23 protein-coding genes are annotated in these 21107 nt (G+C 68.6%); 15 read left to right on the top strand and 8 right to left on the bottom strand.

All coding sequences use genetic code 11. The annotated features are described in order from the left end of the window. Window positions 1-37: 37 nt before the first annotated feature. Window positions 38-1276, bottom strand: a complete 1239-nt coding sequence (gene senA / locus ACN5W5_RS22590) for a selenoneine synthase SenA (protein ID WP_420050683.1) — start codon at window positions 1274-1276, stop codon at window positions 38-40. Between senA and senB the strand changes: the two genes are divergently transcribed. From senB to ACN5W5_RS22535, 11 genes are all read left to right on the top strand, one after another. Further along, a complete protein-coding gene (gene senB, locus ACN5W5_RS22585) occupies window positions 1275-2255 on the top strand; it encodes a selenoneine biosynthesis selenosugar synthase SenB (RefSeq protein ID WP_420050682.1) in 981 nt (326 codons plus the stop codon). The two genes, senA and senB, sit on opposite strands and share 2 nt — an antisense overlap. A gap of 189 nt (window positions 2256-2444) precedes the next feature. Beyond that, window positions 2445-3581, top strand: coding sequence for an acyl-CoA dehydrogenase family protein (locus tag ACN5W5_RS22580; RefSeq protein ID WP_420050681.1), 1137 nt, complete (start codon window positions 2445-2447; stop codon window positions 3579-3581). 26 nt (window positions 3582-3607) lie between these two features. Beyond that, entirely contained in the window at window positions 3608-4471 is an 864-nt protein-coding gene (locus ACN5W5_RS22575; RefSeq protein WP_420050680.1) for a phosphate/phosphite/phosphonate ABC transporter substrate-binding protein, read from the top strand. Next, a complete protein-coding gene (locus ACN5W5_RS22570; protein ID WP_420050679.1) occupies window positions 4455-5672 on the top strand; it encodes a ferritin-like domain-containing protein in 1218 nt (405 codons plus the stop codon). Before ACN5W5_RS22575 ends, ACN5W5_RS22570 begins: the two co-directional genes overlap by 17 nt. Before the next feature lie 35 nt (window positions 5673-5707). Beyond that, window positions 5708-6781 carry a selenide, water dikinase SelD gene (selD, locus tag ACN5W5_RS22565; RefSeq protein ID WP_420050678.1) on the top strand — a complete coding sequence of 358 codons (1074 nt, stop codon included), beginning with the start codon at window positions 5708-5710 and terminating at the stop codon, window positions 6779-6781. Window positions 6782-6971: 190 nt separating this feature from the next. Then, window positions 6972-7640: a signal peptidase I gene (lepB, locus tag ACN5W5_RS22560; protein ID WP_420050737.1), complete on the top strand. Its 669-nt coding sequence runs from the start codon at window positions 6972-6974 to the stop codon at window positions 7638-7640. Between the two features lie 55 nt (window positions 7641-7695). Next, complete coding sequence (locus ACN5W5_RS22555; RefSeq protein WP_420050677.1) at window positions 7696-8001, top strand: hypothetical protein; 306 nt, start codon at window positions 7696-7698, stop codon at window positions 7999-8001. A 10-nt stretch (window positions 8002-8011) separates the two neighbouring features. Then, window positions 8012-8473, top strand: a complete 462-nt coding sequence (locus tag ACN5W5_RS22550; protein ID WP_420050676.1) for a methyltransferase family protein — start codon at window positions 8012-8014, stop codon at window positions 8471-8473. A gap of 21 nt (window positions 8474-8494) precedes the next feature. Further along, on the top strand, window positions 8495-9193 hold the full coding sequence (locus ACN5W5_RS22545; protein WP_420050675.1) for a haloacid dehalogenase type II: 699 nt from the start codon (window positions 8495-8497) through the stop codon (window positions 9191-9193). A gap of 77 nt (window positions 9194-9270) precedes the next feature. Beyond that, the gene (locus tag ACN5W5_RS22540) at window positions 9271-9735 is read left to right on the top strand and encodes a rhodanese-like domain-containing protein (protein WP_420050674.1); all 465 of its coding nucleotides are present in this window, start codon (window positions 9271-9273) and stop codon (window positions 9733-9735) included. 78 nt (window positions 9736-9813) lie between these two features. Further along, window positions 9814-10800: an MBL fold metallo-hydrolase gene (locus tag ACN5W5_RS22535; RefSeq protein WP_420050673.1), complete on the top strand. Its 987-nt coding sequence runs from the start codon at window positions 9814-9816 to the stop codon at window positions 10798-10800. On the opposite strand, the gene ACN5W5_RS22530 is transcribed toward ACN5W5_RS22535, so the two are convergent. After that, on the bottom strand, window positions 10769-11824 hold the full coding sequence (locus ACN5W5_RS22530) for a LysR substrate-binding domain-containing protein (protein WP_420050672.1): 1056 nt from the start codon (window positions 11822-11824) through the stop codon (window positions 10769-10771). The genes ACN5W5_RS22535 and ACN5W5_RS22530 overlap by 32 nt on opposite strands. An 84-nt stretch (window positions 11825-11908) precedes the next feature. On the opposite strand from ACN5W5_RS22530, the gene ACN5W5_RS22525 reads away from it, so the two are divergent. Then, window positions 11909-12907 (top strand): Bug family tripartite tricarboxylate transporter substrate binding protein, encoded by a 999-nt coding sequence (locus tag ACN5W5_RS22525; RefSeq protein WP_420050671.1) that lies wholly within the window; start codon window positions 11909-11911, stop codon window positions 12905-12907. After that, window positions 12907-14007, top strand: a complete 1101-nt coding sequence (locus tag ACN5W5_RS22520; RefSeq protein WP_420050670.1) for a CaiB/BaiF CoA transferase family protein — start codon at window positions 12907-12909, stop codon at window positions 14005-14007. Before ACN5W5_RS22525 ends, ACN5W5_RS22520 begins: the two co-directional genes overlap by 1 nt. On the opposite strand, the gene ACN5W5_RS22515 is transcribed toward ACN5W5_RS22520, so the two are convergent. Together ACN5W5_RS22515 and ACN5W5_RS22510 are read right to left on the bottom strand one after the other, a co-directional pair. After that, window positions 14000-14317 carry a hypothetical protein gene (locus ACN5W5_RS22515; protein ID WP_420050669.1) on the bottom strand — a complete coding sequence of 106 codons (318 nt, stop codon included), beginning with the start codon at window positions 14315-14317 and terminating at the stop codon, window positions 14000-14002. The genes ACN5W5_RS22520 and ACN5W5_RS22515 overlap by 8 nt on opposite strands. Before the next feature lie 79 nt (window positions 14318-14396). Continuing rightward, window positions 14397-15110 carry a hypothetical protein gene (locus ACN5W5_RS22510; RefSeq protein WP_420050668.1) on the bottom strand — a complete coding sequence of 238 codons (714 nt, stop codon included), beginning with the start codon at window positions 15108-15110 and terminating at the stop codon, window positions 14397-14399. A 183-nt stretch (window positions 15111-15293) separates the two neighbouring features. Here ACN5W5_RS22510 and ACN5W5_RS22505 point away from each other — a divergent pair, with 183 nt between their 5' ends. Beyond that, complete coding sequence (locus ACN5W5_RS22505) at window positions 15294-15674, top strand: hypothetical protein (protein WP_420050667.1); 381 nt, start codon at window positions 15294-15296, stop codon at window positions 15672-15674. Between the two features lie 49 nt (window positions 15675-15723). Here ACN5W5_RS22505 and ACN5W5_RS22500 read toward each other — a convergent pair whose 3' ends face one another. The 4 genes from ACN5W5_RS22500 to ACN5W5_RS22485 all read right to left on the bottom strand — a co-directional run bounded on the left by ACN5W5_RS22500 (window position 15724) and on the right by ACN5W5_RS22485 (window position 20236). Continuing rightward, window positions 15724-17076 (bottom strand): ferritin-like domain-containing protein, encoded by a 1353-nt coding sequence (locus ACN5W5_RS22500; protein WP_420050666.1) that lies wholly within the window; start codon window positions 17074-17076, stop codon window positions 15724-15726. A 411-nt stretch (window positions 17077-17487) separates the two neighbouring features. Then, entirely contained in the window at window positions 17488-17880 is a 393-nt protein-coding gene (locus ACN5W5_RS22495) for a VOC family protein (RefSeq protein WP_420050665.1), read from the bottom strand. Window positions 17881-18146: 266 nt separating this feature from the next. Beyond that, the gene (locus tag ACN5W5_RS22490) at window positions 18147-19340 is read right to left on the bottom strand and encodes an FAD-dependent oxidoreductase (RefSeq protein ID WP_420050664.1); all 1194 of its coding nucleotides are present in this window, start codon (window positions 19338-19340) and stop codon (window positions 18147-18149) included. A 23-nt stretch (window positions 19341-19363) separates the two neighbouring features. Continuing rightward, window positions 19364-20236, bottom strand: coding sequence for a DUF3047 domain-containing protein (locus ACN5W5_RS22485; RefSeq protein ID WP_420050663.1), 873 nt, complete (start codon window positions 20234-20236; stop codon window positions 19364-19366). Here ACN5W5_RS22485 and ACN5W5_RS22480 point away from each other — a divergent pair. Next, window positions 20202-21098: a hypothetical protein gene (locus tag ACN5W5_RS22480; protein ID WP_420050662.1), complete on the top strand. Its 897-nt coding sequence runs from the start codon at window positions 20202-20204 to the stop codon at window positions 21096-21098. The genes ACN5W5_RS22485 and ACN5W5_RS22480 overlap by 35 nt on opposite strands. The last annotated feature ends 9 nt before the right edge of the window (window positions 21099-21107 follow it).

The raw sequence follows: 21107 nt of genomic DNA, 5'->3' as shown, positions 1-21107 counted from the left end.
AGAAGGCTGGGATGGGGCCGGCGAAGGACAGAGGGTGTCAGGCTGCAGCCACCGAGCGGAACCCCGCCACGATGTCGTTGCGCTCGGGCGTGAAGTAGTTGCGGTACTGCGGGTGGCGCATGCGCGGCACGGTGGCGGGGCTGGCGCCCTTGAGCACCGGGCGGCCGTCGAACCACGGGCGGGAGTAGTCCACATAAGGGTGCGGCGCGAAGCCGGGGAAGGGCGCGAAGGCGCTGGCGGTCCATTCCCACACACTGCCCCATTCAAAGCCCGCCTCTTGCGCGGCCACCGCCCATTCGGACTCGGTCGGCAGGCGCCGCCCGGCCCAGGCGCACCAGGCCTGCGCCTCGAACGCCGTGAGGTGGCTGGCCGTTGCGGCCGGGTCCAGCGGCTGCCAGCGACCAAACACCTGCTGCTCCCAGCCTTGCGGGGTTTGTCGCAGGTAACGCGGGGCCTGCCGTTCCTGCGAGAGCCGCCAGATCGTGCCCGCGGCGCTCCAGAACTGGCGTTGCACATACGAGCCGCCTTCGACGAAGGGCAGGAACTGCGCCCAGGTGACGGGCTGTGCGTCGATCTCGAAGGGACCGACCGACACCGCGTGCGCGCCGAGTTCGTTGTCGAACGCAAAGCCGGGGCCGCTGCGGCCCAGCGTGTGGTCGGTTGCGGCGACGCGCAGCGCTTTCGGCCGCTGGACCGTGGTCGTGTCGGCCGGAAGGTGGTGCAGCGGGTCGAAACCCAGTGTCTGCGCCATGTAGACCGCGGCTTCGGCGTGCATGTCTTCGTGGAACAGCGCGAGGCGGAAGAAATACAGGCCGGTGTCGTCTTCGGGCGCATCGGCGAGCAGGGCCAGCGTGTCGCTCAGGCTGGCCTCGAGGTCGGCGCGCACGGCGTCGGCACCGGGCAGGTCCAGCCGCCAGCGCGCGTCGTGCGGCACGTCGCTGGAGTTGTAGAGCGCGTCGGCGTCCACACCGCGCGCGGCTTGGCGCGCCGGGCTGCGCACAGCTTGCGGATCGGCGTGGACGCCCCGGTGGCGCTGCGGGTAACGCGCCAGCCACCAGTCGGCGAACCAGCCGATGTGGCCCAGCTCCCAGAGCGGCGGGTTCAGCTCGGGCGTGTTGGGCACACGCAGGCCCGGGCCGAGCGCGGCCTCGTAGGCATCCAACAGCGCCAGGCTGCGCGCGCGCGTTTCGCGCAGCGCACCGGCCAGCCACGCCTTGCCACCGCAGCGCGCGCGTTCGGCATCGGACACAATCGCTGAGCTCAGCTTCACATCCATGAAAAAACCCTTTTTGTGCATCGTCACCCCGGCCCTGGCCGATGCCAACAACGGCAACTGGCAGACCGCGCGACGCTGGGCCCACATGCTTCGCGGGCATTATGCGGTCCGCCTGGTGAAGGCATGGCCCGACGCGAAAAGCACCGACGACGGCACGGACATCCTGCTCGCGCTGCACGCGCGGCGCTCGGCCGCCAGCGTGGCCGCCTGGGCGCAGGCGCACCCGCACAAACCGCTGGTGCTGGCGCTCACCGGCACCGATCTCTACCGCGACATCCAGAGCGACGCCAGCGCGCAGCGCTCGCTGGCACTGGCGCAGCGGCTCATCGTGTTGCAGGAACAAGGGCCGCAGGCACTGCCCGAAGCGCTGCGCGCCAAGTGCCGCGTGGTGTTCCAGTCCAGCACGCGGCGCGCCACGCTGCCCAAGACCCAGGCCCACCTGCGTGCGGTCATGGTGGGCCATCTGCGCGATGAAAAATCGCCACAGACCCTGTTCGAAGCCGCGCGGCTGATCGGCCCCGACGAAGGCATCTTCATCGACCACATCGGCGAAGCGCTGGACCCGACGCTCGGCGAGGCCGCGCGCCAGACCGCGGCCGATTGCCCGCACTACCGCTGGCTCGGCAACCAGCCGCACGCCGCCACACGCGCCCGCATCCAGCGCGCCCATGTGCTGGTGCACACCAGCCGCATGGAAGGTGGTGCCCACGTCATCATGGAGGCCGCGCTCAGCGGCACGCCGGTGCTGGCCTCGCGCATCGCGGGCAACGTGGGCATGCTGGGCGCCGACTACGCGGGCTACTTTCCGCCTGGCGACGCCGCCGCGCTGGCCGCGCTGCTGCGAACCGCGCGAGATGGTCAGTTGCGCGGCGGTGCCTGGCTCACCGACCTGCAAACGCAATGCCAGGTGCGTTCTGCCCGCTTTGAACCGGCCGCCGAGCGCGCGGCCTTGCTGTCCCTGCTGGCCGAGCTGAACTGAACCAGCACCAGGCTTGTGCCCGTTCTGGCGCAACCCGGATGCATTACGCTCTCACTGTTCTTCGAGTGCAGCGCCACTCCCGGCCCCACCGCCGGTCCGCGGGCGCCCCACCACCTGTCCCTTCTCCGCAGGTGCGCTCAAGACACGTTCCACCCACCACCCCATCCACTCTTTATCTGGATCTGCGCCATGACCCAAACCGCCCCCGCCCAAGCCCTGCTGAACGCCCTTGACGGCGTTGTCACCGCCGTCATCGACGCCGCGGCGATCGAGACCGACAAGCTAGGCCAGTTCCCCGCCACCAGCCTGGCGGCCTTGCGCAGCGCCGGCCTGCTGGGCCTCATCAGCGATGCCAGCGTCGGCGGCGCCGGGGGTGACATGGGGCACGCCAGCCGCGCGGTGCGCCGCATCGCGCAGTCCTGCCCGTCCACCGCCATGATCCTGGCCATGCACTACAGCGCCACGGCCGTGATCGAGAAGTTCGGCGACGGGACCACGCGCAAGGCCATCGCCGCCGGCCAGCACCTGAGCACGCTGGCGTTTTCCGAAGCCGGTTCGCGCAGCCACTTCTGGGCGCCCACCAGCACCGCCCGCGCCGACGGCAGCGACGCCGTGCTCGACGCGAGCAAGAGCTGGGTCACGGCCGCCGGCCACGCCGATTCGTACGTGTGGTCCAGCCAGCCCGTGGCCGCAACCGGCGCCAGCAGCATCTGGCTGATGCCGCGCGAGATCGCGGGCCTTTCCACCGTGGCGCCGTTTGACGGCATGGGCCTGCGCGGCAACGCCTCGTCGCCGGTGCGCGCCGAGGGTGTGCGTCTGCCGCTGACGGCGATGCTGGGCGCCGACGGCACCGGCTTCGACGTGATGATGGGCACGGTGCTGCTGTGGTTCTCGGTGCTCAACGCGTCGGGTTCGGTGGGCATGATGGACGGCGCGATCACCCGCGCCGCCGCCCACGTCAACGCCACCCGCTTTGCCCACCTGGGCACCAGCATCGCCGACCTGCCCACGGCCCGTGCCTACATCGCCCGCGCCAAGATCCAGGCCGACAGCGCCGCTGTGCTGCTGGACGACACCATCGCCGCCATCGCCGGCGCACGGGCCGACGCCATGCTGCGCGTGCTGCAGGTCAAGGCCCACGCGGCCGAGTCCGCCATGCAGGTCACCGACCTGGCCATGCGCGTGTGCGGCGGCGCCGCCTTCCGCAAGGAGGTGGGCGTCGAGCGCCTGTTCCGCGATGCGCGCGCGGCCTCCGTGATGGCGCCCACGTCCGATGTGCTCTACGATTTCATCGGCAAGGCCACGCTGGGCATGGACCTGTTCTGAACACCCCCCACTGAAAAGGACACCACATGTCGCAAACCCTCGTTCTGGGCGCCGTCGCCTACGCGCCCAAGGTCGTCACCATCTGGGAAGGCTTCAAGGAATTTTTCGTCCGCAACGGCCTGCCGTTCGACTTCATCCTGTACTCCAACTACGAGCGGCAGGTCGAGGCGCAGTTCAGCGGTGAGGTGCACGTGGCCTGGAACTCGCCGCTGGCCTGGCTGCGCGCCGAGCGCATGGCGCGTGCACGTGGCGTGTCGGCTCAGGTGCGTGCCATCGCCATGCGCGACACCGACTGCGATCTCACCTCCGTCATCGTGGTGCGCACCGGTGCCGGCATCAACACCCTGGCCGACCTGCGCGGCAAACGCATCGGTGTCGGCGCGATCGATTCGCCCCAGGCCACGCTGATCCCGCTGCAGTGGCTGCGCGAGCAGGGCATTGATCCCGACAGCGCCTTGACGGTGGTGCGCCACGACGTGCTGGGGGGCAAACACGGTGACCACGTCGGCGGCGAGCGCGATGCCGCGCGCGCCCTGGTCGCGGGTGAGGTCGACGCGGCGGTGATGATCGACGGCAACCACCTGCAGTTCACGCAGGAAGGCACCTTGCCCGCCGGCCGCACCACGGTGCTGGCGCGCACGCCCGCCTTCGACCACTGCAATTTCACCACCAGCCCCGGTGCGCCGGCCGACCTGATGGCGCGTTTCGAGACCCTGGTGCGCGCCATGTCCTTCGACGACCCGCAGGTGCGCCCGCTGCTGGAGCTCGAAGGCCTGCGCGAATGGAAGGACGGGCGCACCAGCGGCTACGCCTGGCTGGACCGCGCGGTCGACGCCAGCGGCTTCTACGACGCACAGGGGAACATCACCGCCCATGACTACCGCTACTGACACCGCCACCGGCGGCCCGGTGCTGGAACTGGGCGCGCTCGGCATGGACACCGGCGCCCACGTGCTGGTGGCCCACGCCCTGCGCCAGCGCGACCCGGCGTTGGCGCTGCGCGTGCGCGGCAGCCACCCCGATCTGGGTGTGCACCTGAGCGGCTGGTGCCGCAAGCGCGGCCTGACCGTGACCAGCCAGGATGGCGAACACCGCATCGCGCCCGGTCCAGGTGAAGCGCAGCGCTGGCGTGGCGCGCAGCGGGCCGGCGCGTCCGACCCGGGCGCGCCCGGTGCCGTGGTGGCCCAGCCCAGTGCCCGCTGGGGCGTGGCCGCGCGCGGCGCGCTGGTGGAAGCCGGCGCTCCCGAGTTCCACTTCCCGCTGTCCGACAAAGCCGCGCTCTGGGCCGACGACGCCGCGCGCCTCTACGCCGCCGCCGTGGCCGCGCAGTGGGACCCGAACGAGGCCATCGACTGGGCGGCCCCGTTCGAGCTGCCCGACGAAGTGGAAGACGCCGTCGTCCAGGTGATGACCTACCTGGTGGAGAACGAAAACGCGGCCCTGCTGGTGCCAGCGCGCTTCCTGGGCCAGATGCACCCGCACTTCCGCGAGGTGCTGCAGTGCCTGGCCATCACGATTGCCGACGAGGCGCGGCACGTTGAAGTCTTCACCCGGCGCATCAGGCTCAAGGGCCGCGGCCCGGCCTTGTCCACCGCCGGGGCGCAGGCCTCGCTCAAGACCCTGTTCGACGAGCCCGAGTTTTCGGTGGCCTCGTTCCTGCTGTCGGTGCTGGGCGAAGGCACGTTCGTGAACCTGCTGAACTTCCTCAACACCTACGCGCCCGACCCGGTCACGCGCCAGATCTGCCGCCTGGCCAGCCGCGACGAAGCGCGCCATGTGGCCTTCGGCATGTCGCACCTGGCCTGGCAGATGGAGCAGGACCCGGATCTGAAACACCGCCTGAACGCGGCGGTGGAGCGGCGCTACGACGAACTCGCCAGCACCGACGGCCTGAACGAAGAGGTGTTCGACGGGCTCATCGTGCTGGCCGCCGGCGCCTTCACGCCCGAGGCCGTGGCCACGGGCTACGAACGGGTGCAGCGCCTGAAACAGGAAATGGCCGACGGCCGGCGCGCGCGCCTGGCCAAGCTGGGCTTCGCGCCCGAAGCGGCGCAGGCCCTGGCCGAGCGGCACACCCGCAACTTCATGTGAGCCGACGCGCTCCTTCTTCTACCGCTTCCGAGCTTATGAACGCACCCACCACCCCCCAGCAGACCCAGCCCCGCCTCACCAGCCTCTCGCACGGCGGCGGCTGCGGCTGCAAGATCGCACCCGGCGTCTTGAGCGAAATCCTGAAGGGCACGGCCGCGATGCCCATGCCGAAAGCGCTGCTGGTCGGCATTGAAACGGCGGACGACGCGGCGGTCTACCAGCTCAACGACGAGCAGGCGCTGATCGCCACCACCGATTTCTTCATGCCGATCGTGGACGACCCCTACGAGTTCGGCCGCATCGCCGCCACCAACGCCATCAGCGACGTCTACGCCATGGGCGGCACGCCCATCATGGCGCTGGCCCTGGTGGGCATGCCCATCAGTGTGCTCAGCACCGAGACCATTGGCAGAATTTTGCAGGGGGGGCAGGATGTGTGCCGCGCCGCCGGCATCCCCATCGCAGGCGGTCACACCATCGATTCGGTCGAACCCATCTACGGCCTGGTGGCCATGGGCCTGGTGCACCCCAAGCGCGTCAAGCGCAACGCCGACGCGAAGGGGGGCGACCGCCTGATCCTCGGCAAGCCGATTGGCGTGGGCGTGCTCTCGGCCGCGCTGAAGAAGGACGCGCTGCCCGCCGAGGGCTACGCGCAGATGATCGCCAACACCACGAAGCTGAACACACCCGGCCCCGATCTGGCGAAGCTCGACGGCGTGCACGCGTTGACCGACATCACCGGCTTCGGTCTCGCCGGCCACGTGCTGGAGATGGCGCGCGGCTCGAACACCACGGTGCGGATTGACATGGCCCGCGTGCCGCTCATCACCGGCGTGCGCGAGCTGGCCGCGCAAGGCATGGTCACCGGCGCCAGCGGCCGCAACTGGGCGGCCTATGGCCACGAAGTGCGTCTGGGCGCTGGCCTGCAACCGGTGGACCAGGCCCTGCTGAGCGACCCGCAGACCAGTGGCGGTCTGCTCGTGGCCTGCGCGCCCGAAGCGGTGGCCGAGGTGCTGGCGATCTTTGAACGCCACGGCTTTGCGGCGGCGGCCGAGGTGGGCGAGATCGTTGCCGCCGAAGCCGATGGCGTGCGCCTGCGCGTGGCCTGAGAGGCTGAGAGGAAATCGGTCATGCCCGCCTTGACGCCCCAAACCACCGCCAGCGGCGTTGCAAATGCGCGCCGTAGCCCGAGCTACGGCTGTGCTTTGCGCCTTGCCGGCAGCGCTTTGGGACGCCCTTTCGGCCACGCCCAATTCCCTCCCAGCCTCTGAATCAACGGTTTCAGGAGGAACCATGAACATGAAAAAATGGCTGCGTGACAACCGCGGTTTTCTGGTGCTGCTGCTGTGTTTTGGCGTCTTCCGCACCGCCATCGCCGACTGGAACCCCGTGCCCTCGGGCTCCATGCGACCGACCATCCTGGAAGGCGACGTGGTGCTGGTGAACCGCCTCGCCTACGACCTGAAGCTGCCACTCACCGATGTGTCGCTGGCGCGGCTGGGTGAACCGCAGCGGGGCGACATCGTCACCTTCAGTTCGCCGGCCGACGGCACGCGCCTGATCAAGCGCCTGGTGGCGCTGCCGGGTGATGTGGTGGCGATGCGGGCCGGGGTGCTGGTCATCAACGGCCTGGCCGCCGACTACTCGGACGTCACCGAGGTCAGCGAAGCCCTGGCGCCCGGTGTGCGGGTTCCGGCCTTGCGGGCCACCGAACGGGTGGCTGGCCACAGCCGCGTGGTGCAGAGCCTGCAGGGCGCCAACAGCCGCCACACCTTCGGGCCGCTGACGGTGCCGCCCGACCACTACTTCATGCTGGGTGACAACCGGGACAACAGCGCGGATTCGCGCTACATCGGCTTCGTGCCGCGCGCCCTGCTGATCGCACGGGCCGAAGGCGTGCTGGTGTCGGCCGACATCACGGGCAACTGGATGCCGCGTCTGGAGCGTTTTGCTTCGCGATTGCACTGACGTGCTGCTGCGCCCGCCCTCGCTCCGAACGGTTGTGGTCAAAGAGGAGAACCGCATGAAGCCGCGCCGCACCTGGAAGGTGTTCGCCTGGATCGTTGGTCTGTACGGCGCGGTGCTGTTGCCCGGGGCCTGGTTTCCCGGCTATCTGGACAGCCCCGTCGGCGTGCTGGCCGCCATCCCGTACCTGTCGGTTTACCTGTTCCATACGCTGGGCGTGCCCTGGCTGCTGCAGAACAACGGCGCCTGCGGCTGGGGCTGGTGCATGCCGACGCCGTTCGGCTGGGCCTTTCTGCTCTGTTTTTGGCTGGGGTTCGCCTGGGGGCTGGCGCGCCTGTTGTCGCGACCCGTTTCGTCGTCATGAAGGATTCGCCTTGAAAGCGCTCGAACTCAAAATCCCGCCGCCGGTGGTGGCGCTCTTGCTGGCGCTGGCCATGTGGGCGCTCGTCGCGCTCGGGCCCGCGCTGCCCTGGCCCGAGGGCATCCGCCGTGCGGTGGCCCTGGTGCTCGCGCTGGTGGGCGCCAGCTTCGACTTCATGGGCCTGATCGCCTTCCTGCGCCGCCACACCACCATCAACCCGCTCGCCCCGCGCAAGACCACGGCGCTGGTCACCACCGGCGTCTACCGCATCACACGCAACCCCATGTACGTGGGGCTGGTGATGTTCCTGACCGCCTGGGCGGTCTGGCTCGCCGCCGCCTGGCCGCTGCTGGGGCCGGTGGTGTTCGTGCTCTACATCACCCGCTTCCAGATCCAGCCCGAGGAACGTGTGCTCACCACGCTCTTCGGCGATACCTACACGGCCTACACCCGGCGCGTGCGCCGCTGGCTCTGAGCAACGGAAAGGCACCTGCCCATGAACCCCGTGCCCCGCATCCTCGCTTTCGACATCTTCGGCACCGTGGTCGACTGGCACGGCAGCATCGTGCGCGAAGTGAGCGAACGCCACCCGCAGGTCGATGCCAACGCCTTCGCGCTCGCCTGGCGCGCGGGTTACCAGCCCGCCATGGCGCGCGTGCGATCGGGCGAACTCGGCTGGACACGCATCGACGAGCTGCACCGCCTGATCCTCGACGAGCTGCTGCTGCGCTTCGGCCTGGACCACCTGGGCGAAGCCGAGCGCGCCGATCTCAACCGCGTCTGGCACCGGCTCGATGCCTGGCCCGACAGCGTGGCCGGGCTCACCCGCCTGAAATCGAAACACCTGATCTGCACGCTCTCCAACGGCAACATCGGTCTGCTCACCGACATGGCCAAGCGCGCCGGCCTGCCCTGGGACTGCATCCTCTCGGCCGAGATGTTCCGCGTCTACAAGCCCGACCCGCGCACCTACCTCGGCGTGGCGCAGACCTTCGACGCCGCGCCGGCCGAGGTGATGCTGGTCGCGGCCCACCAGGACGATCTGGCCGCCGCGCGCGCCTGCGGTTTGCAGACCGCCTACATCGAGCGCCCGCTGGAGTTCGGCGCCGGGCAGCCGAAAGACGTGTCACCCGACCCGGCCAACACGCTGCACGCGCGGGACTTGCTGGACCTGGCGAACCTGCTCGACTGCTGAGACCGCGGGTTTGAACCGATCACGTTCGCGCGGGAAAAGGCGAAAATATCAGCATCAACTGATATTTGGACACTGACATGAATTTCCGCACCCTGGCGCTTGCCGCCCTCACCGCCAGCACCCTGCTGCTGGTCCCCGCCGCCCACGCCGACAACAAGGCCATCGCCGTTGACGAGATGGAGGCGTATCTGGAGTTCGTGGACTATGGCGGCGGCGTGATCTTTGCCGAGCAGATTCCAGCCGACGAGTGGAAAAAGATGCTGGTGATCGACGCGCGCGATGCCGGCCAGTTCGCCAAGGGCCACATTCCCGGCGCCATCAACATGGACTGGCGCCAGGTGCTGGCCAAGCGCAACACCATCCCCAAAGACAAACCCGTGCTGATCTACTGCAACACCGGTTCGCTTTCGGCCCAGGCCGGTTTTGCCATGCGCGTGGCGGGCTGGGACAACCTGCGCATCCTGCAGGGCGGCATGGAAGAATGGAAGGCCAAGGGCGGCTTCGACGCCGCCGCCAAAGCCACCGCGCCGGCCAAACACTGAGAGACAGTGAATTGCTCGGACACGCCCGAACAACGCCCCGCCTCTGAGCGCGTTTTTTCAACACCCAAGGAGCCGATCATGCTGAACCCGTTGTTTGCCTCGGTGCGGCGGCTCTCACGCCACATGGCCCATGGCGCTTCGGCGCTGCTGCTGTTGACCGCTTCGGCGGTGGGCGCACAGCCCGTGCCCGACATGGCGCTCCAGAAGGTGGGCCCCAACGCCTACTACGTGCAAGGACTGGCCGCGCTGGGCACGCCCGCCAACCAGAACTTCATCAGCAACGCCGCCTTCGTGGTGGCGCCGCAGGGCGTGGTGGTGATCGACGCGCTGGGTTCGCCCGCGCTGGCGCAGCGCCTGCTGAGCAAGATCGCCGAGGTCACCCCGAAGCCGGTCACGCACGTGCTGGTGACCCACTACCACGCCGACCACATCTACGGCCTGCAGGCCTTCAAGGCCCAGGGCGCGCAGATCATTGCCCACAGCGCCGCACGGGAATACCTCCATTCGGAGACGGCCCAGCAGCGGCTGGAGGCATCGCGGACCGAGCTGGCGCCCTGGGTGGATGCCAAGACCCGGCTGGTGCCCGCTGACCGCTGGCTCGATGGCTCCACCACCCTGGAACTGGCCGGCGCCCGCTTCGTGGTCGAACAGGTGGGGCCGTCGCACACGCCGGAAGACCTGGCGATCTACGTGCCGGGTGAGCGGGTGCTGTTTGCGGGCGATCTCATCTTCAGCGGGCGTCTGCCTTTTGTGGGCAAGGCCAACAGCGACCAGTGGATCAGCGCGCTCAGCCGCCTGCTCACCTTCGACGCCCTGGCCGTGGTGCCCGGTCACGGCACGGCGTCCACCGACCCGCGCAAGGACATCGGCGTCATCCGCGACTACCTCGGCTACCTGCGCAGCACCATGGGCAAGGCGTCTGAAGAGATGGTGCCGTTTGAAGAGGCCTACGCCAGCACCGACTGGAGCGCCTGGGCACACATGCCGATGTTCCCGTTCGCCAACCGCATGAACGCCTACAACACCTACCTGCTCATGGAGCAGGAGGGCCTGCGCGGCAAATGAAGCCGGTCGCCCGGTTCACCTCACCGCGGTAGCCGCCCGGGCCCGGCGCGGCCGCTGAGCGATCAGGGTCGAGACCTCGGCGCGCACCAGCGTGAGCAGGCTGTCCAGCGCGACCGACGGCGGGGCCGAGTGCAGCCGCAGGATGCCGATCTGGGGCAGCTTGATGGCGGGTGTGATCGGCAGCATCTCCAGCCCGTCGTGGCGCACGACGGTAGCGCCCGGCGTCCACGCGCATGGCGCCGACGGTGCCCGGCGCCTCGCTCAGGATGGCGCCGATGGCCTGCACCGAGCTGGTTTCGAGCACGCCCGAGGGCAGGGCGAGGCCGGCGGCCGTGAACGCCTGGCGCAACACCTTCCAGACCTGTGAGTCGCGCGGCGGGATCACCCAGGGCAGGTCCAGCAGCTGCCCCAGTTTGTTGAGCCGGGTTCGCCCCGGCGTGTCCGGGTGCACGACGAAGGTGACGTGATCGTCGTAGAGCCGTTCGAAGTGCAGTTGCGCGAGGTCGACGTCGCTCGATGATCCCTCGTCGAAGCTGCCGATGACGCAGTCCAGGTCGCCCGCCTGCAGGGCCGCCAGCAGCTGGACGCTGACCCCGTCGCTCATTTGCACCCGGGCGCCGGGTGTCTGCTGCAGCCAGCGCGCCACCGGTCGCGCCAGCAGCACCGCGGCCGTGAACGAGGGCGAGCCGATGCGCAGCGCGGGCTGGTCGCCGTCCCGGTAGCGTGGCAGCTCTTCCTCCAGCTGTCCGAGCGCCGCCAGCGAGCGCTGCGCATGGGGCAGCACCGCCAGACCGAAGGCGGTGAGCCGCCGGCCCGAGGCGCTGCGGTCGAACACCTCGGCGCCGAGGGTCCGCTCCAGCTCTTGCGCCATCTTGGTGATGGCCGGTTGCGTCACGTGCAAGGCCTCCGCCATCTCGCGGAAATTGGCGCCGTCCCCGGCCATGCGAACCATCTGCAGCTGGGGCAGGCGCAAGCGCCGGGCCACGGACGGGGCCTTGTTCGGGGAGGGCTCTTTGTTAACCATGGGTTAATTCTTGAGTACGTTATTTCAATTGAAGGAATGGTACGCGCTGCCTACCATGCGTTCAAACACAACAGGAGACAGACCATGACCACGCGACGCCAGTTCCACCTCCATTCGCTCGCCACGGCCGGCGCCCTGCTGGGCCTCCCGCTGACGGGCTTCGCGCAGGCCAGCGACTTCCCCAGCCGGCCCATCAGGGTCATCGTGCCCTTCGCGGCCGGCGGTGGCCCGGACCTGCTGGCGCGCAAGATGGCCGTCAAGCTGGCCGAGGTGCTGGGCAAGGGCGGCGTGGTGGTCGAGAACGTCGTGGGGGCGGGCGGCATCCTGGCCGCACAGAACGTCGCGCGCATGCCGCCCGACGGCTACAGCATCCTCATGGGCGCCTCGTCGCACATCACGCAGAAGGCCATGCAGCCCGGTGTGAAGTTCGACCCGCTCAAAGACTTCAGCTTCGTCACCCGCACCGCCTTCTCGCCGTCCATGCTGGTGGTCCACGCCGACTCGCCCTTCAAAACCGTCGAAGACCTGGTGGCCGAGGCCCGCAAAAACCCCGGCAAGTTCAACTACGCGTCGGGCGGCATCGGCAGCGCGGCCCACCTGGCGGGCGCTGCCATGGTGCTGCAGGCGCAGATCGACGCGGTGCACGTGCCCTACAAGGGCTCGGTGGAGATCGTGCCGTCCATCCTCTCCAACACCACGCACTTCGCGTTTCCCATCGCCTCGACCGCGATCCCGCATGTGCAGGCCGGCAAGGTGCGCGCACTGGCCGTGACCAGCGCCCAGCGCATGGCCGGATTCCCGAACGTGCCGACGCTGGTGGAGGTGTTCAAAACGCCCGACCTCGCGCTCGACGCCTGGTTCGGCCTCTGGGCGCCGGCCGGCACGCCACCGCAGGTGGTGGACCTGCTGTTCAAGGCGGTCGCCAAAACCTACGAAGACCCGGCCCTGCGCGCCGATGCCGAGGCCGCTGGCTCCATCGTCGCGCTCAGCCGCTCACCGGAAGAGTTCAGAAGCTTCATCGAGAGCGAGACCTTGAAATTCAACCAGCTGGTCAAGGCCGCGCGCCTGGGGGTGAGCAACTGATGCCGCCGGGCTTCTCCCTTCCGCCGCAGGCGCTGCGCGGCGTGCGCGTGCTGGACTTCAGCCATGTGATCGCCGGGCCCTTTGCCACCTTCCATCTGGCGCAGATGGGCGCCGAGGTGATCAAGGTGGAGAGGCCCGGGGGGGGCGACGTCATGCGACGTTCGGCCTCGGGCGCCAGCGCCTTTACGGCGCTCAACGCCGGCAAAGTCACCCGCGAAATCGATATGGGCAGCGACGAAGGCCGGGCCGCGTTGCTGGCCTATGCACGCGAGGCCGACGTGCTGGTCGACAACTACCGCCCCGGGGTGCTGCAGCGCCACGGTCTGGGCCACGACGACCTCAAGGCCATCAACCCGCGCCTCGTCTACTGTGCGATCTCGGGCTATGGCTACGCCGATCCGCAGCGCACCGGCCGCGGTGCCTACGACCACGTCATCCAGGCCCTGACCGGCATGACCATGTTGGCGGGGCAGGAAGGGGATCCACCGGTCAAGGTCGGCTTCCCCGTCGTCGATGCCGCCACCGGCGTCATCGGCGCGCTGGCGATCATGGCCGCGCTGCGTGAGCGCGAGCACACCGGCGTGGGCAGCTTCCTGGACGTGAGCATGTGGGCCAGCGCGCTGCAGCTCATGTACCCCTTCGCCTGCGACGCGATGACGCTGGACCACGACATCGCGCGCGTGGGCAACAAAGGCTACTCGGGCAGCCCGGCCGCCGACACCTTCGCCTGCCTCGACGGCTGGCTCGCCATCGGCGCCAACACGCCCGAGCACGTTGCGCGGCTGCTGGCTGTGCTGGAAATTCCGACCGCCGAGGTGGCGCCGATGCTGGAGCCGGCGGACACCGAGGCCGGCGCCCGCTTCGCACGGGCGCGCGACCCCAAGGCCTTCCGCGACTCCCTGGCCGCGCGCCTGGCGGACCGGTCGGCCGCCGAGCTGGAGCAGCGCCTCAACGATGTGGGCGTGCCCTGTGCGAGGGTGCGCACGCTGCGCGAGTTCACGCGGGAAGCGGTTGAAACGGGGCTGCTGCATCCGGTGGATCTGGGCGAGGGCGAAGCGCGGGCGGTCACACCCGGGCTGGGCTGGCGCGTGCTCAGCTGAACGGCTGCGACGCCTTGATCTGCCGGATCGCGGAGACATCGCCCAGGAACACCTGCAGCACGTCCTTCTCATCCTGCGTGAGGTCTTGGCTCTCCAGCAGCCGGGTCTTCTTCACGATCAGCTCCAGCGCCTCGGCCAGGTGCCCGATCTGCCGGCCATAGCTGCCCACCTTCTCCAGCGCGGCCTGCTCCACCACCGGGTTCGACGACGAGCCGAGGTTCACGTTGAACAGGTGAAACGACCAGTTGGGCAAGATGGGCTGGGTCAGGCTGGTCGGCGCGAGCTGCAAAGGCATGGTGACGGTTTGCACGGTGTCCTCCTGGTGCGTTGCGAATGGATTGGTGAGCAGAATGCCCGCGGCAATGATCGGCCAAACCGGCGCCAATGTCTCAGCCGTCGACCGCGCGACGCTCCCGGTGGAACCGCAGCGCCAGCATCGCGGCCGCGACCGGGAAACACAGCACATAGCCGACAACGCCGATCAGGCGCACCTGCATGTCGCCCAGCGCCACACCCGCCAGACCCGCCAGCGCCAGCACGGCGCTGATCACCAGCAGCGCGCGCGCGCCGCTGGCCAGCCCCGCGCCTTGCACGGCGGGCGCGAGGAAGAGGGCGCCCAGGGGAAAGAAGACATCCCAGGCGAGGATGTCGAGCGCATACACCAACGACGGCCAGCGGAACGAAAAAACCAGGGTGGACCAGGGCTCGCCGGCGAACGCCGGATGCCCGCCCAGCACGAGGATGCCGAAGTGCACCGCGCTGGTGGTGAGCGCACACATGGCGAAGAACACCAGGCCGAGCAGCGCCAGCGGCAAACGCCCGGGTGACGCTGAACAACAGATGGCCACCGCGAGCGCCACCATCGCGGGCGCGATGAACAGGATCAGCAGCTCCAGCAGCGCGAACCAGGGCTGCTGCACCGGGTGATCGGGCGAGGGCAGCGTGGCCAGGCCAATGACCAGCACCACCAGATAGACGAAGCACAGGGCGGCGACGGCCGCGCCCGAGATCACGCCCAGACGCCAGGCCTCGACCGGCCACCGGGGCGCGTGCTGCGGCGCCGGTGCGTCAGAGGCACAAACGGAGGTGTTGCCGGATTTCATGAGGGCATTTTGCAGCGCAAGGCAGGAGGATCGGGTGGGCCTGATGGGACCCTGTGCAGGGCGCGCCTGCCAAGCGCCGCGCAACACCAGGGCGCAGGAAAGGCCGTTCCTTGATTCTGCTCAATGGCGCCCGGTCTGCCACTCCTACAGTGCAAGTGGTCCTATGACCCAGGAGACTCAGACATGCGCACTTTCCCTTCTTCCCTGAAAGCCCTCGCCGCCTTGGCCCTGGTGGCGTGGGTGTCGGTCGCCGGGGCCCAGCCCCAGACCACCGAGGGTGTCATCACCGACGAGCAAGGCATGAGCCTCTACTGGTGGGACAACGACCTGACCACACCGGGCAAAAGCGTTTGCACGGGTGTGTGCATCCTGAGCTGGCCCCCCATGCTGGCCAAGGCAGGCGCCCAGGCGGCCGGGGACTATTCGCTGATCGTTCGCGAAGACGGCCAGCAGCAGTGGGCCTACAAAGGCCGGCCGCTGTACCGGTGGGCGAACGACAGGAAGCCAGGGGACCGCTCGGGTGACGGCTTCCGCGGCGGGGTCTGGCACCTGGCCAGGCCTTGAGGCGGCAACGGCGAACGGTTGAAACACCCGTTCGTTGCCGGGCGCGGATTCATGCGTATTGCGCCCGCTTCTCGGTCAGGGTGCTCATCATGGACTCGCCGACGGCGAGCGGGTAATCGGCCGGCAAACGGTCCTTGAGTTGCTGCGCCAGCTGGTTGGACTCGCCGACCATGCTGGAAACGAAGCGCAGGCGGGCCGCCGTGGTTCGGCAAGGGGCATAACCGGTGCTCAGCGGTTCGCAGGGCATGCCGACGCCCAGCGTTGGCATGTGGCGCGCCAGCGACAGGAAGGGGCCCATCATCTGCTGCTTGGCGAGGTCGATATAGGTGTGGTCGGCGTCGGAATAGGCCGCGTCGGTGAGCAACAGGATGGTCCAGTAGTGCAGGTTGCCGAGCCAGGCCAGACTGAGGGCGAGCGGATCCTTGATCTGGTTGGGGTGGCCGACGAAGGCGCTCGGATTGATCGCCAGCGGCAGGCTCGGGTAGGCCGGGTCGTTCGGTGCCAGCGACCAGATGTTCTGGTGTCCCTTGAAGCCCTCGTGCGTACCGAGAAAGAGGCGCTTGAAAAACAGGAAATGGTTGTCTTCGCCTTCGCGCTTGATCTCTTCGAGCTTGGCGAGCCACGGTTTCATTTCCCCCGAGCGCTTGGGCGTGGTGCTGATGTATTCCTGCAGGGTCTGGATGATCCTGTCGTACAGGCTGCCGACGTGGTTGGGCCGGGTGCTGCCACCGAGGACGCGATCCAGCTGATCGAGGAACTGGTGATCGCTCGGGCTCGAGACCCTGCTGCGCTTCAGCCCATTCACCGGTGCCTCGGTGTAGACGTACTTGGCCAGGGAGGCCTGGGTGAGCGGTTCGAGATTGAATTCGAAGGGGTAGATATCCGGCTGGTAGGGAAAATCCTGGCGGATCAGGTGCGGCGAGGCGTCCAGCGCCATCAGCAGCGCATTGACCTGGCCAAGATGCTGCATCTCCTGGATGGCCACGCCGAGCAGGTCGTTCGAATTCGGGCTGCCATAGCCGGCGATCGAGGCGTAGGCGGGTTTGAGTGAAAACGCGCCGTACAGGTACTGGGCCATCAGGGCGTGTTCGACTTCGGAAGCTTCGCGCAGCAGGCGGATGAGTTCGACATAGGCATCGGCAAAGTCGCGCACGATATGCCCGACGGCCAGGTTGGGTGTCGGGCGTTCGCTGGTCGGCCCGGTCGGCGTTGCGGCGTCGGCCGCGAAAGCGCCCGTCCCGGTCAGCAAACAAGTCGCCGACAGGGTGATGCCGTGGCTCCTCAGCGCCTGCAGGAAGGCCCGTCGTTCGGCCTGTTCAAGCCCGTCGCCCGATTCGAGAACCCGGACGCCGGACGCGTTGCGGCGGGACGGGCGAACATCGTTGTCTGTGACTGGTTTCATGTGACTCCCCTTGGTGACCTGGCTGGCCCGCCAGGAGGGTCGCGGCACCCACACATGGTTTCCATGTTGCCGCGATGGGGATCAGTGTCACGACAGCCGTCTTGGGTATCAATACCGAGCCTCATGTACCTATAAACACGTACTCAAAGCGGTGTATGTGACGTACTTTGTCTTATAAAACCACTTTCAATTCAAGGCCTTTCCACGCGCTGTTCCCAAAAATGGAGGGGCATAAACCGATCGACCGGCATCCATGGGTCGGTAGATTCTGAACGTTTCAAATGTGGCTTTTTGTAATGGACGGCGCGTCCATTGCCAAATCCTGCGGATCACCACAGCACTGCGCAATGGAGAACCGACATGAAAAAGCCCCGCGAATCGCTTCGCGGGGCTCAGACCTCGGACGTTTTTTCAGGCGGCTATCGGCGTGCACAGCTCCACCAGGATGCCGTCCGGGCAACGCACATAAGACACGACCTGCCCCCAGGGTTTCTGCGAAGGCGCCGCCATCTCGCGGGCGCCGGCCGCGATGGTCTTGGCGTGCGCGGCCGGTAAGTCGTCCGTGACCAGCGCAATCTCGAAACCCAGCGGCTGAGCGGACGTGTCCGCGTGCACATGCCCGCCGGCAAAGTTCATGTCACCCAGCGCGTGCGCGGCGAACGACAGCGTGGTCTCGCCGGTGTCGAGTTCGCCGTAGGTGCCGCTTTCGTGCAGGAACTTGCGTTTCAAGTCGAAGGCCTGCTCGAAGAAGGCCAGCGAGGCTGCGACGTCGGGGACGTAGATGATGGTGTAGCCGAGTTTCATGACGCTGGTTTCGTCTAAGGAAGGAGTTGCGCTCATCGGGGGTGCGATAGCGGGCGAGGGTCGTCGCAGCACTCCGGGTACTGTGCCGGTTTTTCCATCACTTGCGAAGCCTCTCAAGCCCCAGACCGCTTGCGCGACCAAAGCCACGGCCACCACTTTCAGGCCGTGCAGCAGACCCGTGCCGGCGCCGCTCTGCAGGGCGTCGCCGGCCTGGGCGCAAGAAGATCAGAAAGACCGCCCAGGCACTGCGGTCGGCCGGGTTGGGCTCAGCGGGGCTGGGGCTGGGCAGGGTCGGCGCGCGGGGCCGTGGCGGGCGGGGTGTACCTGGCCATGAAGGCGCGGTCGATGCGGTCTTTCCAGCGCCAGGCCCAGGCGCCTTCGGCGTGCAGCGGGCCCCAGGTGGCGATGGCGTGGCCCGCGCCGCAGGCGATCAGGTTGAGCGTGTTGGCCGGCGGGTGGTGGGCTTTCAGCGACTGGCCCTCGTGGGCGGCGAGCAGGTTGGCCGCCAGCGGCGGGCCGGCGCGCACGGCGTAGACGCCGCTCTGGGCGTGTGGCCGGTCGGCGCGGGTGCACACGTCGCCGGCGGCGAACACGTTGGCGTGGCTGGGACTCTGCTGGAAGGCGTTGACCAGCACCTGCCCGGTGTCGGACAGGGCCAGCCCGCTGCCTTGCAGCCAGGCGGGTGCGTGCGCACCGATGGCGAGCAGGGGCACGTCGCACTGCAGCGTGGCGCCGCTGCCGAGTTGAAGGCCTTGCGCGCCGATGCCGGTGCAGGTGTCGCGCAGCACGGTGATGCCGCGCTGCTTGAGCCGCCTCAGCACCCGGCGGCGCACGCCCTCGGGGTGGTGGGCCGCGATGTCGGCATCGCCGGTCAGCAGCGTGAACTGCGTGGCCTGAAAACCGGCTTCGCGCAGGCGCTGCTCGGCCGCGAACAACAACTCCAGGCCGATGGCTCCGGCCCCGATGACGGCGATGGACAAGGGCTTTTCCCGGGCCATGTCGAGCACGCGCGGCCACAGGCTGGCAAAGACTTCGGTCGGGCGCACGATGAGCGCGCGTTCGCTGGCGCCGGGCATCTCGGTCTCCAGCCGGCTGCGGTCGATCACGGCGCCGGTGTCGATGGACAGCAGGTCGTAGCGCAGCTCGGGCGGCAGCGCCTTGTGTTTGTCGGTGGAAGCGGCCATCACGGTCTGCGCGGCGGCGTCGAGGCCGGTGCAGCGGCCCTGCAGCCATTTCGCACCCGCGGCCCTGATCAGCGGTTCGAGCGGGATCTGGCAGTCCGCCTCGCTGTAGCGGCCGGCGACGAGGCCGGGCACCATGCGGCTGCAGGTCTGGTGGGGGTAGGGCGTGAGCACGGTCACGTCCAGGTCGGCGGGGCGTTGCCGGGCCAGTTGGGCCAGCACCTGCACGTGGGCATGACCGGCGCCGAGCAGCAGGAGTTTTTTGATGCCGTGGTGCATGGGCCCCGATGTTACGGGTTGTTTCAGGGTTGGCCGTCGACCCAGCGCAGATCGGCCACCCAGCCGGTGCTGGTGCTGGCGGTGTTGTCGCTGTCGGCGCCGATCAGCACGGTGCTCACGCGCGGCACTTCCGCGCCCGCGGGCAGCTCGTCGCCGAAGAGCGCGCTGAAGTCCTGCGCCAGGTCGCGGCTCTGGTTCACCCACTGGCCCAGCGGCGCACCCTGGCCCTGCAGGCTGATGAAGCGCACACGCCGGGTGTAGGGGTTGGCGCCCTGCAGCGGCGCAGGGCGCCCGCTGTCCCACACATAGCAAAGCGTGGCCGCGGGCAGGGTTTCGCCGCTGACGCCGCGTGCGATGCGCAACACCGTGCGCTCCACAAACGGCACGCGACCCAGCGGGTGGTCGAACATGACGCAGACTTTGAGCGCGGCGTCGTCGCCCGCCTTGGTCAGCAGATCGGGCGGCGCCTTGCCGCCGGTGAGCGGCTGGTCCAGCCGCCAGCGCCATTGCAGGCGCGCGGGTGGCACGTCTTTCTGGTCGTGCACCAGCGTGCCGTAAGACGAGGCGGTGACCACCTTCAGCGCCGCCTGGCCGTCCACGCGGCCGGCTTCGAAACGGGTCGCGGGCAGGTCGGCGTGTTTCTTGGGGAAGCCCACGAAGCGCCAGGCCGGGTTGAGTGCGCCTTCGCCCAGCAGCAACGGCGGCAGGGCCGGCGCGGCCTGCGCCATGCCGACCGCCGCCAGCGTCAGGGCGACGAGCCCGCGAACAGCCCGAATACCCCAACCGGCATGGGAATAGCCCTGATGCGGCGTTGCCGCGGCGGCGCTATGGTTCGGGTCAACCCTGGAGGAGACCTGCAAGATGAAAAAACTGCTGCTGGCTGGATGGCTGTTCATGGTGGTCTCGACCTGTCAGGCCTTGTCACCCTACACGAGTGGCACGCCGCTGCCGGCGGGCGAGCTGCAGGCGCAGATGGGGGCTGTAGAGAAAAAGTTGCAGGCCGAGGGTTTCACCCTGCTGGGACGCCACCTGCCCAAGGGGCTGCAGGCGGGCGGCGTGGTGCTGGTGACCGACAGCGCCATGTTGCAGGCCATCCGGGCGTCGGGCGGCAGCGGCATTGTGGCGGCGGCGATCCGGGTCGGCGTGATGCGCGACGGCCGCGTGTCGTACACGACGCCGGAGTACTGGTACCGGGCCTACCTGCGCCAGGCGTATCCGCAGGCCGAGGCAGCGGCCCGCTCGGTGCAGGCGCGGCTGACGAAGGCGCTGGGGACGGGCACCGGCTTCGGTGGTGACGTGCCGGCCGATCGGCTGGCGAATTACCAGTACATGATGTCCATGGAGCGCTTTGATTCCTTCCGCGCCGAGCTGCGCGCATTCGGCAGCTTCGACGAAGCCCTGCAGATGGTGCGCAAGGGCCTGGCCAACGGCGTGGGCACCACCGCCAAGGTCTACGAGGTGGTCATGGCCGACCGCAAGCTGGCGGTGTTCGGCGTGGCGCTGAACGATGCGGCGCGTGGCGAGGGCTGGTGGGTCGGCAAGCTCGGGGCGGCGGGGCAGGAACACATGGCCGCTTTGCCCTACGAGATCTTCATCGTCGACAACAAGGTGTACGCGCTGCCGGGGCGCTACCGCATCGCGCTGGCCTGGCCTTCCCTGAGCATGAGCGAGTTCATGAACATCCGCTACGCGCCCGATGTGATCCTGAAAACCATGAACCAGCTGGCCGAAGTCCAAGAGCAACGCCCCGGCGACTGACGGACGACC

The sequence above is a fragment of the Hydrogenophaga sp. ZJX-1 genome, assembly GCF_048590325.1.
GTDB lineage: Bacteria > Pseudomonadota > Gammaproteobacteria > Burkholderiales > Burkholderiaceae_C > Hydrogenophaga.
This window is presented reverse-complemented; position numbering and strand designations above follow the sequence as displayed.